13 protein-coding genes and 1 tRNA gene are annotated in these 15,200 nt (G+C 66.6%); 10 read left to right on the forward strand and 4 right to left on the reverse strand.

Annotated features, from left to right (window positions below; genetic code table 11):
- Positions 1-3 precede the first annotated feature (3 nt).
- From AAYO93_RS03975 to AAYO93_RS04000, 6 genes are all read left to right on the forward strand, one after another.
- Positions 4-672 (forward strand): response regulator transcription factor, encoded by a 669-nt coding sequence (locus tag AAYO93_RS03975; protein ID WP_345763718.1) that lies wholly within the window; start codon positions 4-6, stop codon positions 670-672.
- Positions 673-702: 30 nt separating this feature from the next.
- Positions 703-1,380, forward strand: coding sequence for a thymidine kinase (locus AAYO93_RS03980; RefSeq protein WP_345763719.1), 678 nt, complete (start codon positions 703-705; stop codon positions 1,378-1,380).
- A gap of 13 nt (positions 1,381-1,393) precedes the next feature.
- Complete coding sequence (locus tag AAYO93_RS03985; protein WP_345763720.1) at positions 1,394-2,707, forward strand: UDP-glucose dehydrogenase family protein; 1,314 nt, start codon at positions 1,394-1,396, stop codon at positions 2,705-2,707.
- Between the two features lie 96 nt (positions 2,708-2,803).
- Complete coding sequence (locus AAYO93_RS03990; protein WP_345763721.1) at positions 2,804-4,594, forward strand: DUF4012 domain-containing protein; 1,791 nt, start codon at positions 2,804-2,806, stop codon at positions 4,592-4,594.
- A gap of 58 nt (positions 4,595-4,652) precedes the next feature.
- Entirely contained in the window at positions 4,653-5,225 is a 573-nt protein-coding gene (locus tag AAYO93_RS03995; protein ID WP_345763722.1) for a hypothetical protein, read from the forward strand.
- Between the two features lie 87 nt (positions 5,226-5,312).
- The gene (locus tag AAYO93_RS04000) at positions 5,313-6,353 is read left to right on the forward strand and encodes an LLM class flavin-dependent oxidoreductase (protein ID WP_345763723.1); all 1,041 of its coding nucleotides are present in this window, start codon (positions 5,313-5,315) and stop codon (positions 6,351-6,353) included.
- A 40-nt stretch (positions 6,354-6,393) separates the two neighbouring features.
- Here the strand turns inward: AAYO93_RS04000 and AAYO93_RS04005 are convergent.
- The 3 genes from AAYO93_RS04005 to AAYO93_RS04015 all read right to left on the reverse strand — a co-directional run bounded on the left by AAYO93_RS04005 (position 6,394) and on the right by AAYO93_RS04015 (position 10,066).
- Positions 6,394-6,467: transfer RNA gene (locus AAYO93_RS04005), tRNA-Pro, on the reverse strand.
- A 66-nt stretch (positions 6,468-6,533) separates the two neighbouring features.
- On the reverse strand, positions 6,534-7,511 hold the full coding sequence (locus AAYO93_RS04010) for a metallophosphoesterase (RefSeq protein WP_345763724.1): 978 nt from the start codon (positions 7,509-7,511) through the stop codon (positions 6,534-6,536).
- Positions 7,511-10,066, reverse strand: a complete 2,556-nt coding sequence (locus AAYO93_RS04015) for a transglycosylase domain-containing protein (RefSeq protein ID WP_345763725.1) — start codon at positions 10,064-10,066, stop codon at positions 7,511-7,513. Before AAYO93_RS04015 ends, AAYO93_RS04010 begins: the two co-directional genes overlap by 1 nt.
- Before the next feature lie 68 nt (positions 10,067-10,134).
- Between AAYO93_RS04015 and AAYO93_RS04020 the strand changes: the two genes are divergently transcribed.
- Both AAYO93_RS04020 and AAYO93_RS04025 read left to right on the forward strand, forming a co-directional pair.
- Positions 10,135-10,308 carry a hypothetical protein gene (locus AAYO93_RS04020; RefSeq protein WP_345763726.1) on the forward strand — a complete coding sequence of 58 codons (174 nt, stop codon included), beginning with the start codon at positions 10,135-10,137 and terminating at the stop codon, positions 10,306-10,308.
- Positions 10,305-10,778: a RidA family protein gene (locus AAYO93_RS04025; protein ID WP_345763727.1), complete on the forward strand. Its 474-nt coding sequence runs from the start codon at positions 10,305-10,307 to the stop codon at positions 10,776-10,778. The genes AAYO93_RS04020 and AAYO93_RS04025 overlap by 4 nt, the downstream gene beginning before the upstream one ends.
- 69 nt (positions 10,779-10,847) lie before the next feature.
- Here the strand turns inward: AAYO93_RS04025 and acs are convergent, their stop codons facing one another.
- Entirely contained in the window at positions 10,848-12,797 is a 1,950-nt protein-coding gene (gene acs / locus AAYO93_RS04030) for an acetate--CoA ligase (RefSeq protein WP_345763728.1), read from the reverse strand.
- 354 nt (positions 12,798-13,151) lie between these two features.
- Here acs and AAYO93_RS04035 point away from each other — a divergent pair, with 354 nt between their 5' ends.
- The gene (locus tag AAYO93_RS04035) at positions 13,152-14,177 is read left to right on the forward strand and encodes a TadA family conjugal transfer-associated ATPase (protein ID WP_345763729.1); all 1,026 of its coding nucleotides are present in this window, start codon (positions 13,152-13,154) and stop codon (positions 14,175-14,177) included.
- Positions 14,167-15,099: a type II secretion system F family protein gene (locus AAYO93_RS04040; RefSeq protein WP_345763730.1), complete on the forward strand. Its 933-nt coding sequence runs from the start codon at positions 14,167-14,169 to the stop codon at positions 15,097-15,099. The genes AAYO93_RS04035 and AAYO93_RS04040 overlap by 11 nt, the downstream gene beginning before the upstream one ends.
- Positions 15,100-15,200 lie beyond the last annotated feature (101 nt).

Here is a 15,200-nt window from a genome sequence, read left to right on the forward strand (position 1 = left end):
CCAATGAGCCCCACAGATCAGAATGCGCTCCCCGGGCCGGTCCGCCTTGCCCTCCTCGACGACCACGAATTGCTGCTCGACAGCCTTGCCAGCTGGATCAAGGCCAACGCGCCCGAGTTCGAGCTGGTTCTCCGTGCGAGCACCTGGCTGGATCTTGTGCACAGCAACGCGTTCCCCACCGACCTGGTGATGATGGATCTCCAGTTGCGCGAATCGGTCTCGATCGGCGCCCGGGTTCGCACCTGTCGCGCCGCAGGCGCGAAGGTGATCGTCCTGACGGCGATCGATGGCCAGGCCGACCGCGACAGTGCTCTCGCCGCCGGTGCCGCCGCCTACCTCAACAAGTCGGAACCGATGAGCGAAGTGATGGCAGTGGCGCGCACGGTGATGGGCCTCGACGGCACGGAGACACCGGAGCCTGCATGGCGTCCGCTGCCGAACGGCGCTACGCAGGTCGCTCGACCGCACCTCAGCGATGGGGAGCGACTCGCGCTCTCGCTGTACGCCGACGGGCGCACGACCGGGCAGGTGGCGCGGGAGATGGGCGTTCAATACGAAACGGCCAAGACCTACCTGCGGCGAGTACGCGAGAAGTACGGGAAGGTGGGGAGACCGACCAGCTCGCGGGCGGATCTCATCCGGCGCGCCGCAGAGGACGGCTACCTCACCTGAGACCGGCCGAACCACCCGTAGGATCGTCTCGTGGCAAAACTGTACTTCCGATACGGCGCGATGAACAGCGGCAAGAGCACTGCGATGCTGCAGGCTGCGTACAACTATGAGGAACGCGGTCATCGGGTCCTGCTCGCCAAGCCGGCGATCGACACCAAAGGCGACATGGGAATCCTGTCGCGACTGGGCGTGACGCGGGAGGTCGACTTCCTGATCGCTCCGGAGACGGATGCGTACGGCAGGTTCCAGCATCATCGGGAGCGCACGATCAAGCGGTACGACCGCGATGTCAGCTGCCTGCTGGTCGACGAAGCGCAGTTCCTCACGGAGGCGCAGGTCGACGACCTTCTTCGTATCGCGCTGCTCGAGAACATTCCCGTTCTGGCATACGGCATCCGGACCGACTTCCAGACGGTCGCCTTCCCCGGCAGTCGCAGGCTCCTCGAGATCGCGCACAGCCTGGAAGAACTGAAGACGATCTGCCGCTGCGGCCGCAAAGCGATCTTCAATGCGCGCAAGATCGACGGCATCTTCGTGTTCGACGGAGACCAGGTGGCGATTGACGGCGCGTCCGTGAGCTACGAGTCGCTGTGTGGCGCCTGTTACCTGCAGGAGAGCCAGGGGGTGCTCAACAACGGCCGGCGTCGCTGGCCCGTCGAAGCCGGCACACCGGCCTACATGGCTGAGCCCGACCCCGACTTCACCTGAACGAGAGCGCCACATGAAGATTTCCGTGATCGGCTGCGGTTACCTGGGGGCTGTCCACGCCGCCGCCATGGCAGAACTCGGACACGAGGTCGTGGGGATCGATGTCGACTCCGCCCGGATCGAGAGCCTGGCTGCTGCCATCCCTCCGTTCTTCGAGCCCGGCCTGCCGGAGATCCTCGCATCGGCGACCGCGAGCGGCAGACTCCGATTCAGCACGGACATCTCCGAGGTCGCCGACGCGACCGTGCATTTCGTCGCGGTGGGCACGCCCCAGCAACACGGCAGTCATGCCGCGGATCTTCGGTTCGTCGATGCCGCGTTCGTCGCGCTCGCGCCATACCTGAAGCCCGGCGACGTCGTGGCCGGCAAGAGCACGGTGCCGGTCGGAACGGCATCTCGACTCAGCGCCCGACTCGCATCGACGGCGCCCGGTGCGATCCTCACCTGGAATCCTGAGTTCCTGCGTGAGGGTTTCGCCGTGACCGACACCATCTCACCTGACCGCCTTGTCTACGGCGTCCCTGGCGGTGACGAGGGGGCGCGCGCGGCGGGCGTTCTCGACGAGGTCTACGCCTCCGCGATCGAGGGCGGCACGCCGGTCGTGGTGACCGACTACGCCACTGCCGAACTCGTGAAAGTCTCGGCGAACGCCTTCCTCGCCACCAAGATCTCGTTCATCAATGCGATGGCGGAGATCGCCGAAGTGACGGGGGCGGACGTGACGGCCCTCGCGGATGCGATCGGGTACGACGCGCGAATCGGCCGCCGGTTCCTCAACGCCGGCGTCGGGTTCGGTGGAGGATGCCTGCCGAAGGACATTCGGGCGTTCACCGCCCGCGCGGAGGAACTCGGCCGCGGGGAGTCATTGGCGTTCCTCAAGGAGGTCGACCAGATCAACCTTCGGCGGCGGCAGCGTGTCATCGACCTTGTCGTCGAGTTGCTCGACGGGCAGGTGAACGGCAAGCGGATCGCGGTGCTGGGGCTCGCCTTCAAGCCGCATTCCGATGATGTGCGCGATTCCCCTGCGCTCGACGTGGCCGTTCAGCTGCGCGGGCTCGGTGCCAAGGTCGTGGCGACCGACCCGCAGGCGGTCGCGAATGCCCGGAGACGGCATCCGCAGCTCAGATACACGGACGATGTGCTCACGGCGCTGGACGATGCGGATGCGGTGGTGCTGGTCACCGAGTGGCCCGAATACAAGGCGCTCGACCCCGTGCAGGTCGCTGGTCTCGTTCGTGGCACGGTCATCGTCGACGGCCGCAACTGTCTCGACGCCGAGCAATGGCGTGCGGCGGGCTGGACCTATCGCGGTCTTGGGCGGCGCTGACCGGTGAATCCTTCGGTTGCCCTTGCGGCAATGTACCCCCGGTTCGGGGGTACGCCAGGGCTCTCGTTAAAGCTGAGGAATTGTTAGATTTGCCGGATGGAGTCCAACCCGGCGATCTCGAAGCGACGACGCGTCATCTCTCTGACCGTCGCCGCGCTCGTCCTGCTGATCGCCGCGGTCGTCGGCTGGATCGGCATCCGGGGACTCATCGCCAAGCAGGAGCTGCAGGCGATCAACCCCCTGGTCACGAAGATCGAGGCCTCTGTGGGCTCGGGCGACCTGGGAGCGGCCCGGACTGCGGCGCGGCAGCTCGAAGCTCACGCACGACTCGCGGCCGGACTCACGGACGATCCGTTGTGGCGGGCGGCCGAGGTGGTTCCTCTGGCGGGCGCCAACCTTGCCGCGGTACGGCAGCTCGCAGCCGCGACCGAAGCCGTCTCCAGCAGGGTCGTCACGCCGCTCATAGCGGTGTCCGCGTCCGTCGACCTCGAGAAGTTCAAGCCCGTGGGCGGACGACTCGATCTGGCGCCGCTCGTTCAGGCGGCGCCGGCCGTCCTCCGGGCCCAGGCCGCGCTGAGCGACGTGGACCGGTCCGTCTCTGCCATCCGCACGGGTGACACGCTCGGGGTCGTGACGGATGCGGTCACCCGTGTACGGAACGCCATCAACCGGGTCAGCCCGACGATCACCGCGCTGGCGAACAGTGCTCGCGTGCTTCCCGGGATGCTCGGAGCGGACGGCCCCCGCAACATCCTGCTTCTGACGCAGAACCCTGCCGAGCTGCGGGCGACCGGCGGGCTCGTGGGTTCGCTGACCCTCATCCACACCGACGGGGGAGCGTTCAGCATCGTGGCGCAGGCCTCTACGACGGACTTCCCGCCGTTGGCGAGCCCGGTCATGCCGCTGCCGGCGGCGACGGAGGGCTTGTACGGATCGGTCGTCGGGCGCTACGTACAGGACGTCGGGGCGACCCCGTACTTCCCCGTGACAGCGAAACTTGCCGCAATGATGTGGACTGGGAAGTTCGGCGGGACCATCGACGGTGTGGTCGCCATAGATCCTGTGACCATCCAGTACATCCTGAAGGCCACCGGCCCGGTGAAGGTCGCCGGCGGCCGGCAACTCTACGCGGGCAACGTCGTTCGCATTCTCCTGAGCGACAGCTACCGCGACTATTCGGCGCCACGCGCCCAGGACGCTTTTTTCGCATCGACAGCGTCGGCGGTCTTCTCCAAAGTCGCCTCCGGGTCGGCCGATGCCACCAGGCTCGTTCGGGCGCTCGGCCAGGCTGGAGCGGAGCGGCGTGTGCTCATCTGGAGCAGTCACCCGTCGGAGCAGGCGGTATTCGCCGCGACGACGCTCGGCGGTGGGCTGCCGGCCTCGAGTCCCCAGGTGGCGGGAATCGGGGTGTATTTCAACGACGCCACCGGCGGAAAGATGGACTACTACCTCAAGTCGACCGTCTCGGTCGCGACCGGGGTCTGCCGTGCCGACCGGATACCGACCTCACGCGTGACCGTCAGCCTGACCAACGGGGCGCCGGCGGATGCGGGAACGTCCCTTCCCGCCTATGTCACCGGCTCCGGAATGTTCGGGGTGCCGCCGGGCACCGTTCGCACTCGGGTGGCCGTGTACGGGCCCAAGGATGGCCTTCTCATCGCGACGTCGAGTGGGAAGGCGCTTTATCCCACGCGTGCGGCCACTGACACCGGCAGACCGGTGAGCCTGTTCACGGTGGATCTGAAGCCGGGAGCGAGCCGAACGATCGTCGTAGATCTGCTCGATGTCGCCCAGAAGGCCCCCCATGCCCAACTCACTGTTACCCCCAGTCTGGGTGGCACAGTGTCACAAAACGTTGCCCTCGCCTGTGATTCGACCGTAAAATGAGGATTAATCACGTTGGTTGACCAATGTGTCCACAGTACCGGTCGGAAAGGCGCCTCCCATGTCCAGGAAGCTGCTCGCAACACTGCTCCTCGTCGTCGCGGCCACATTGGCAGCGCCCGCGGCCGCCAACGCAGTCGACTACACCACCGGAGGCGGCTGCACCGTCAGCCCGTCCACCCTCCAGGGAGGTCAGACAGCCGCCCTCAATTGCTCGGCGGGAACCTTCGGCCCCTCTGAGAGCGTCAGCTATGTCGTCTCTGGCCAGGATGGCGCCGACGCGCACCTCGCATCCTTCGCAACGTCGATCAGCACAGCCAATGTCGTCAAGACGTCCAGCGCCAACGGAAGCGCCATCCTGCTCGTGACCGTGCCGCGTTCCGCAAGCGGTGCCTACGAGATCACCGGCACGGGGGCGTCCAGCCACTCGGTGTCGACGGCGACCGTCACCGTCGTCCCAGCGGATGACCCGGCTGCCGCGAGCTCCTCGAATTCGGGCGACTCCGGAACCGGGCTCGCCCACACGGGCTCCGTGATCAGCACCTCACTCATCGCGGTCGGCATCGGACTGGCGCTCGCGGGAATCATCGTCATCCTGATCGTCACAACTCGCCGCCGTCGCGAATCGCTGTAACGGCGAGGCCCGGGCGATTCGCGTCGGCTGCGGATCGCCCAGGTTTAAGGCCGCGGGAATCGTTGGCGTCCGGTCATCGTTGGCACAATGGTGAACTCTGCGCCGAACGAATCCTCCGTGCCCCTGAACGTCCTCGACCTCGCAAGCCGGCCATACGGCGGGACCAACGCAGACGCCGTTCGCGGCTCGGTGAAGCTGGCTCAGGAAGCGGAACGGCTCGGGTTCTCGCGCTTCTGGGTCGCAGAGCATCACGGGATGCCCGGGATCGCCTCCAGCGCCCCCGCCGTACTGATCGCAGGCGTCGCAGCGGCCACGGAGACCATCCGGGTCGGGAGCGGTGGAGTGATGCTTCCGAATCATGCGCCGCTCGTGGTCGCCGAGCAGTTCGGCACCCTCCGCGCGCTCTACGGTGATCGGATCGACCTCGGTATCGGTCGCGCGCCCGGCACCGACGGCGCGACGGCGATGGCCCTCCGGCGCAGTGCCGAGGGGCTCGGGGTCGAGGACTTCCCGCAGCAGCTCCTCGATCTGTTCGGGTTCTTCTACGGGGGACTCAGCGACGCCAATCCGCTTCACACGATCACGGCTGTCCCCGGGCTCGGCGATGCACCGCAGGTCTGGCTCCTCGGGTCGAGCGGATACAGCGCCCAGGTCGCGGCGGCGCTCGGTCTGCCGTTCGCGTTCGCGCATCATTTCGCGGGAGAGAACACCGAAGCAGCGCTCGAGCTCTACCGCTCGCGATTCACGCCGAGTGACATCCTCACCGAGCCGCACAGCATGATCGCGGTGAACGTGATCGCCGACGAAGACCCCGAGGTCGTGCGCGCGCAATCGCTGCCCGGTCAGCTCTCCTTCCTTCGCATGCGGCAGGGCGGCAAGCCGCAGCCGGTCAGCATCGAAGAGGCACTGGCGCACGAGTTCACGCCGCTCGAGCAGGAGTTCATCGCTGCGCGTACCGCACGACAGGCGGTCGGCACGCCCGATGAAGTCGAGACGCGGCTCAGGTCGCTGTTGCAGTCGACCGGAGCGGACGAGTTGATGATCGCCTCCGGAGCCGCGACACTGGATGCGCGCATCCGGTCGCTGCAGATCGTCGCCGACCGGCTGGGCGTTCAGACGCGGGCTTAAACGGCTGCTGCCGGAGCGATACGCTCCGGCAACAGATGTGTCGGGGTGGCGGGATTCGAACCCACGACCTCTTCGTCCCGAACGAAGCGCGCTACCAAGCTGCGCCACACCCCGAGTGGCCCGAAGGCCTCAACTAGGATACACGCTGCGGAGCGGGATCGTTGACCAGTCGGTCGTGCCTCAGCGCGCGGGGACCAGGGTGAGAAGCGTGGCCTCGGGCGGGCAGGCGAATCTGAACGGCGCGTAGATCGACGTGCCGAGGCCCGCGGAGACGTTGAGATAGGCGGACCGGAAGGCGTGCCGCCAGATGCTGAGACCCTTGGCCTGACGGCGGGGGATGTCGCAGTTGGTCACGAGAGCGCCGAATCCGGGAAGGCAGACCTGGCCGCCATGGGTGTGGCCGGCGAGGATCAGGGAGGCCCCGTAGGTCACGAACGAGTCGAGCACCCGCTGGTAGGGCGCATGCGCGACGCCGACGGTCAGAGTGGGGCGTTCGACCTTCGGGGCGTCTTCCGGCCAGGTCGCATCCTCGGCGTATGGGTCGTTCTCGCGCAGCTCCTCGAGCGCACCGGGAATCAGCTCCAGCCGGTCGAAGTGGCGGTGCGGATCGTTCACGCCGAAGAACTCGATGTGGGTGCCGAGAAGATCGAGGGAGCCGGCGGAATTGTTGAGATCGAGCCAGCCGAGATCGTCGAAGTAGGAGATGAGCGCGGCGTTGTCGAGGAGCGCGGCCGTTGTCGCCACCTTCGACGGACCGGTGAAGTACTTCAGCGGGTTCTTGGCCTGAGGGCCGTAGTAGTCATTGGAGCCGTGCACGAACACACCGGGAATGCCGCGGAAGCGCTCGAAGGCGTACTCGATTCCCGCCAGACCGTCGGGGTGGCCGAGGTTGTCTCCGGTGTCGACGATGAGATCGATGTCGAGGTCGGCCAGGGATCGAATCCACTCCTGCTTGTGCTTCTGCCACGGAGCCATGTGCAGGTCGGACAGGTGCAGCACGCGGATCGGGCGCGCACCCGCGGGGAGCACAGGGACGCTCACCCGTCGCAGCGTGAACGCCGTGTTCTCGACGAGGGTGCCCCAGGCGAACGCGCCGACGGCCGCAGCGCCCGCCACCGCGAGTGCGGTGGCGGCGCTGCGGACGTGTGTGCGTGCCACTACGGTTTCGGTGCCCCGGTCGGAGGTGTCGAGGCCTGCTGGAGCGTCAGGGTGACTTTCGAGCCTGGTTTCGCACCGGTTCCGGCACCGGGGTCCATCGCCTTGACGATGTCGTCGGGGTTGCCGCCACCCTTGACCTGCACGCTGAAGCCGCTCAGGGCGGCCTGAGCCTCAGAGAGCTTCTTGCCGACGACGTCGGGCAGCGCGACGAGCGACCCATTGCTCGTGTACACCGTGATCTCGGTGCCCTTGCTCACGTTCGCGCCGGCGCCCGGGTCGGTGCCGTCTACTGTTCCGGCGGGCTTCATGGAGTCACGAGGACCGCCATCCGCATAGTTCAGACCGAGTCCTTCGATGATGGATTTCGCTTCGGCAGGGCTGCGGCCGCTCAGGTCGGGCACCTGAACCTGCACGCCCTGGAGGAGCTTGTTGTCGGGCGTCGGGAACGGGTCGCCGCCGAACTTCGCGACGGCCGCGCCCATGATGTTGCGCATCACTGCCGTTCGGGCGAGTGCGGGCGTCGTACCGTGCGTCGGGTAGATGCTGCGCATCGAGACGTGTCCGGAGATGTTACCGACCCAGTACGCTCCGGCCATCTTGGTGGTCGCGGCGACGAGCCAGATCTGCTCGTTGTTGTCGGTGGTTCCCGTCTTGGCGAGCATGTCGGTGTTGCTCGGGTTCATGCCGGCAGCCGTACCGCTGGTCACGACCTTCTTGAGCGCGTAGGCCATCGTGGCGGCTATCTGCGGGTCGACTGCCTGCGTGCACTTCGACTTCGGAGCGGGGACGTCCTTGCCCGTGCCGTCGATGATCTTGTCGATGGCAACAGGCGTGCAGGTGACGCCCTTGTTCGCGATACCTGCGAACGCAGTGGCCATCGTCAGCGGCGCGATCTCATTGATGCCGAGCACGCTCGTCGGGTAGGTCTTGAGCGGTGCGCTGTCTGCGCGGTGCACGCCGAAGGCCTCCGCGTCGTGACGGATGTCGCACAGGTCGAGCTCGTGCGCCATCGCGATGTACGCGGTGTTGACCGATTCTGTCGTCGCGGTCTGGGCGCTCATGATGCCGCCCTCGCCCGACGAGTCGTTCTGGGGGCGGTACGGACCGGAAGCAGGCCCGTCGCAGCTGTTCTTGAACGTCGACGCGTCGTAGGTCCTGGGGTTCGCGTTGACGGTCTCGTTCAGCGAATGACCCGCCTGGAGCCAGGCCGCGAGCGTGAAGACCTTGTAGGTCGATCCGGTCTGGAAGCCGCTCGATCCGCCGTACGCCTTGTCGGTGTTGTAGTTGATCGACGTGTAGTTGGCGCCCGAGTTCAGCACTGCGGGATCCTGGCTGTAGTCCTTGTTCTGGGCCATGTAGAGGACCCGGCCGGTGCCGGGCTGCACGCCGACGGCGGCGGCACCGAGATTGGCCCTGTCGTAGGTCTTCGGCACGTAGTCGCGGATGGATCCTTCAGCAGCGCCCTGCATGTCGAGGTCGAGGCTCGTGAAGATCTTGTAACCGCCACGGTAGAAGTTCGACGTGCGAGTGTCCGCATCCTTGCCGAAGGCGGGGTCGTTCAGGGCGATCTTCTGCACGTAGTCGCAGAAGTACGCCGATCCTCCCGCGGTCTGGCAACCACGGACCGACGGGGTGATCTTGGGCGTGATCTTGGTCTTCAGGGCCTCTTGGTACTGGGCCTTGGTGAGCTTCTTGTACTCGTACATCTTGCCGAGGATGTAGTTGCGACGATCCTTGTTGGCCGCGTAGCCGTTGGCGGCGCCGTTCGTCTTGCTCGTCGGGTCGTCGAGCTTGAGCGCGGTCGGCTGGTTCACGATCGCGACGAGGCTCGCCGCCTGCGCGGGTGTCAGAGTCTTGGCCGAGACGCCGTAGTAGTAGCGAGCCGCAGCTTCGATTCCGTAGACGCTGCCGCCGAAGCCGGCGATGTTGAGGTACCCATCGAGGATCTGGTCCTTCGTGTACTTCTTCTCGAGGCCGATGGCGTACTTCATCTCCTTGAGCTTGCGGTCAGGAGTCACGCCCGTGGAGTTCTGCACGCACGCGTCGTACGCCTTCTGGTCGGCGTCGGTCTTGACCGGCTTCGCCTCGCACTTCTGCAGCAGCACGTTCTTCACGTACTGCTGGGTGATCGACGAACCGCCCTGGGTGTCCTTCTTGAGCGCCGTGAAAAGCGCGCCTCGGATGGTGCCCTGGATGTCGACGCCGCCGTGCGTGTAGAAGCGCGGGTCTTCACCGGCGATCGCAGCGTCCTTGGCGGACTGCGAGATCTGGTCGAAGTTCACCGGCAGCCGGTTCTGGGCGTAGAAGGTGGCCAGCGGAACGTTGGTGCCGTTGCTCGCCTTCGCGTAGATGGTGGTCGGCTGTGCGAGTTCTCCGACGGAGAGATACTCCGGAAGACCCTCGAATACGCCGATGCTGTCGTTCGCGGCCATGCCGGTCACCGCGATTGCGGGGGTGACGGCGGCGGTGACGAGGAGGCCCGCGACGACACTCATGCCGACGAACGCGCCAAGCGCTCCAAGCGCACCTCTAGCCGGGGGTTTTTTGGCAGACATAGAATCAAGCGTAAGTGAGAAACCTGACAAACCCCCTGAACGACCGAGCTGAACGCACGAGGAGAGCCATGCCCCGCTGGGAATACGCGACGATTCCGCTGATCATCCACAACACTGCGGCCATCCTCAACACCTGGGGATCCGAAGGGTGGGAACTGGTCCAGGTCGTCACCGGCCCCGAGGGCGGCCTGGTCGCCTACCTCAAGCGTCCGGTGCTCGAGACGGACGGCGGCGACCAGTGACCTCCGCCATCGAAGCCCGTCTCGCCGAGCTCGGAATCGAGCTCCCCGAGGTCGTCCCTCCGGTTGCCGCGTACATTCCCGCGGTGGTCGAAGGCTCCCTCGTCTTCACCTCCGGCCAGCTCCCGATGGTGTCCGGCGCATTGCCGGCGACTGGCAAGGTCGGCGATGGCCACGGCCTCGTGCCGGCGAGCGACGCCAAAGCCTACGCGCGGATCTGCGCTCTCAACGCTCTCGCCGCAGCCAAGGGTGTGATCGGATCGCTCGACCGTGTGACGCGTGTCGTCAAGGTCGTCGGGTTCGTCGCATCCGATCCATCGTTCACCGGCCAGCCGGGTGTCATCAACGGGGCGTCCGAGGTGCTCGGGGAGATCTTCGGCGATGCCGGAGTCCACGCCCGCTCGGCGGTCGGCGTCGCCGTGCTTCCACTGGACGCGCCGGTCGAGGTCGAACTGATCCTCGCCTTCGCGTGAGCTGACGCCGAGTCGCCACCGACCGCCGCGCATTCGTGTCGGCGACGGTCGGTGACGACTCGACGGGATCTACTTCAGCTTGCCCTGGATGATCGTCATCACCGTCGTGTCCGCAAGTGTGGTCGTATCGCCGATCTCGCGGCCCTCGGCCACGTCGCGCAGCAAGCGGCGCATGATCTTCCCCGAGCGGGTCTTCGGGAGTTCGTTGACGACGAAGATCTGGCGTGGCCGCGCGATCGCACCGATCTGCTCGGCGACGTGCGCGCGAAGCACCGCGGCGACATCCTCGGTATCCGCCACTTCCTGCTGGCTCTGCTTGATGATGACGAACGCGACGACGGCTTGTCCGGTCGTCTCGTCGCTGGCGCCGACGACGGCGGCCTCGGCGGTGAGCGGATGCGCGACCAGCGCCGACTCGATCTCCGCGGTCGAGAGGCGGTGGCCGGACACGTTCATGACATCGTCGACCCGGCCGAGGAGCCAGATGTCGCCGTCCTCGTCGAGCCTGGCGCCGTCGCCGGCGAAGTACTTGTCGCCGAACTTCTCCCAGTAGGTCTCCTTGAACCGCTCGGGGTCGCCCCAGATTCCGCGCAGCATGCTCGGCCACGGCTCAGTGATGACGAGGAGGCCGCCGTTGCCCTGGCCGACGTGCTCGCCGGCATCGTCGAGCACGTCCACGGCGATACCGGGGAGCGGCGTCTGTGCGCTACCGGGCTTGGTCGCGGTCACGCCGGGAAGCGCGGAGATCATGATCGCGCCGGTCTCGGTCTGCCACCATGTGTCGACGATCGGAGTCTCGCCTCCGCCGATGACCTCGCGGTACCACATCCACGCCTCCGGGTTGATCGGCTCACCGACGGAGCCGAGCACGCGAAGGCTGCTGAGATCGAAGCCCTGGGGGATCTGCCGCCCGAGCTTCATGAACGAGCGGATGGCAGTGGGCGCGGTATAGAAGATCGAGACCCTGTACTTCTCGATGATCTCCCACCAGCGGCCCTGGTGCGGCGTGTCCGGCGTTCCTTCGTAGAGTACCTGGGTCGCGCCGTTGGCGAGCGGTCCGTAGACGACGTAGCTGTGCCCGGTGACCCAGCCGATGTCGGCGGTGCACCAGTAGACGTCGGACTCGGGGTGAAGATCGAAGACGTTCTTGTGAGTGAACGCGGCCTGGGTGAGGTAGCCGCCGGACGTGTGGAGGATTCCCTTCGGCTTGCCCGTCGTTCCGCTCGTGTAGAGGATGAAGAGGGGCTGTTCGGCTCCGAACGCCTTCGCCACGTGGTCGGCGTCGACCTGCGCGATCTCATCGTGCCACCAGAGGTCACGGCCGTCGGTCCACTCGACGTCGTTGCCGCCGCGCTTGACGACGAGTACGTTCTCGACCGTCGAATCGCTGGCCGCGAGGGCCGCGTCGACGGCGGCCTTGAGCGGGAACACCTTGCCCTTGCGCCAGCCGCCGTCGGCCGTGATCACGAGCTTGGCACTGGCATCGTCGATTCGGGAGCGCAGGCTTTCCGCACTGAACCCGCCGAAGACGACGGAATGGACGGCACCGATGCGCGCGACGGCCAGCATGGCGATCACGGCCTCGGGGATCATCGGCAGGTAGATCGCGACACGATCGCCCGCACGGATGCCGAGGCTGGTCAGCAGGTTGGCCGCTCGCTTGACCTCGGCCGTCAGCTCCGCGTAGGTGATCGAGCGGCTGTCGCCCGGCTCCCCTTCCCAGTGGATGGCGACGCGGTCGCCGTTTCCTGCGAGAACGTGCCGGTCGAGGCAGTTGTATGCGACGTTCAGCTCGCCGTCGTCGAACCAGGTCGCGAACGGCGGGTTCGACCAGTCGAGAGTCTTCGTGAAGGGTTTGTGCCAGTGAAGGAGCTCGCGGGACTGGTCGGCCCAGAAGGCGGGCCGGTCGGATGCCGCGCGCTCATAGAGGGCGGCGCCGGCGACGGCCTGGGCGGCGAATTCCTCGGTCGGCGGAAATCGTCGTTCCTCGTGCAGCAGGTTGTCGATCGTGTTGCTCATGGGGAGTTTTTTCGCTCCTTTGCGATGCGTGTTTGGCAGGGGTCGTGGCGCGACTTCTACAGACATTACCGCTTGGCCGCGACCCCTCAATCGGAGACTTGCGAAACCAGTTAATAGGCGTACACTAATACCCGGCCGAATGTAAATTCTGGCGTGCGGCGCGAACGATTCCCCCCAATCACGCGTCGCTGTGGCGGCACCTGTTCCCCCCAATAGGTGCCGCCCCCCTTTGTTAACCGCCTGTGGTCCGCCGAGCGTGCATCCTCTCCTCCACAGCATCCGTACTAAGGCCGCTCTCCACAGTCCAGCGTGCTCACTGCTCGCTCTGACCGACGCCTCCGTAACCTCGCAGGCATGTCATCCCCAACCTCCGGCAGCAGCCCAGGTGTCCCCTTCGTGCCCCATGCTCCGGCATCCAGGCAGCCGCCCGATCGGGGAGTGATCGATTGGAGCCAGTTCGGCCCGCTCGCTCCGCATGTCGCACGCGAGGGAGTCACAGACCTCTTCGTGAACGGGGCGGAGCTCTGGTGCGATGGAGAGTCGGGCATCCAGCGCCTTGACGGGTGGTCCGCCGACGAACGCGCCACGCGCGACCTCGCCGTGCGACTCATCGGCCTCGGCGGTCGCCACATCGATGAGGCGACGCCTGCGGTGGACGTACGACTGGCAGGTGGAGTCAGGGTGCACGCCGTGCTTCCGCCGATCTCCACATCGGGCACCCTGCTGTCCATCCGAATACCTCGGCGCGAGCGGTTCACCCTCGACGACCTGGTCTCCGCGGGTTCCGCGACGTCGTCCCAGGCGGCGATCCTGCGGAGCGCGGTCGCGCAGCGCCTGAATCTCCTTGTCACGGGCGCGGCCGGAGCGGGAAAGACGACACTACTCGCGGCCATGCTCGCCGAAGCATCGCCGGACGAGCGGATCGTCGTCATCGAAGACGTCGCCGAACTCAGGATCCATCACCCGCACGTCGTCGGAGTTCAGTCCAGGCAGTCGAACCTCGAGGGCGCCGGTAGCGTCGGACTCCAGCAACTGGTTCGGGAGGCTCTGCGGATGCGCCCGGATCGATTGGTTCTGGGCGAATGCCGCGGTGCCGAAGTGCAGGAACTCCTGAGCGCGCTGAACACCGGCCATGACGGAGGCGCTGGAACGCTTCATGCCAACTCCCTCAGCGACGTGCCGGCACGGCTCGAAGCGCTCGGGGCTCTCGCCGGAATGTCGGATCGTTCCATCGCGCGCCAGGCCGTGAGCGCGATCGGCCTCGTCATCCACGTCGCGCGGATCGACGGCATGCGCCGCATCGCCGGCTTCGGGAGGTTCCGGGCGGATGGCCGGTCGCGCCTCGCACTCGATGAACTCAGGATGCCCGATGCGAACTGACAGGGCGCAGCGCCGACCTGAGATCGACCGTCTCGCCACGCTCGCCGAGACACTGGCGACGCTGCTGGAGGCCGGGATCGGCCCAGCGCCCGCGTGGTCGTATCTGGCTGAGTCGACCGACGATCCGTTTGCGGCATCGGTCGGCCGCGGGATCACAAGCGGGGACACTGTCGTCTGCGCCATCATGAGTGGCCGGGACGACCCGCCGCCTCGTGTGCGTGAAGCCAGGGCCGCGCTCGCGGCGGTGTGGTGGGTGGCCACAGAGTCCGGATCACCGCTTGCCGATTGCCTTCGGGCTTGCGGGGAGTCCTTTCACAGACAGGGGGATACGGAGCGTGACATCGCCGTTGCGCTCGCGGGACCGGTGCTGACGGCCCGAATGGTGTCCTTCCTTCCCCTGGTCGGACTCCTCTTCGGGATGGCGCTGGGCTTCGACACCCTGGGCACGCTCACCGGAAATCCGGTCGGATGGGCGCTTCTTTCGGGCGGCGCTCTGCTCATGGGACTCGGCGCGGCCTGGAATCGGCGGCTCTCCCACCGGGCGACCCCGTCCGGCTCCGCGCCGGCGATCGAGCTCGAGCTCCTCGCAATGGCGCTTGCGGGAGGCGCGGCCATATCGGTTGCCCGTGAGGTCGTCGCGGATGCGTGTCGTCGTTTCCTGTCCGGGGGCCGTGACAGCGTGCCCGCCATCGAACGGGTGCTCGAGCTGTCCGCCCGCGCAGGGATTCCGGCGGGGGCGCTCCTTCGAAGCGAAGCAGACCGCGGGCGACGCGAGTCGCGCAGCGCCGGGCAGGCCGCGGCGGCATCGCTGGCAGTCCGGTTGATGCTGCCCCTCGGCCTCTGCGTGCTGCCGGCCTTCATGCTCCTCGGCGTCGCTCCGCTGCTGCTCGCCATTGTTTCCTCCACATTCGAGTCGTTGTGACTCCTGTCCACAGAAGTCGGCGGTTCCGCGCGAGGAGATCGTGGGCCGCGAAAGATGGATGCACAGGGGCGCTTCGCTTCGCAAACCAACTGGAAGGTAAC

The sequence above is a fragment of the Diaminobutyricibacter sp. McL0608 genome (genome assembly GCF_039613825.1).
Classification (GTDB): Bacteria; Actinomycetota; Actinomycetes; order Actinomycetales; family Microbacteriaceae; genus Diaminobutyricibacter.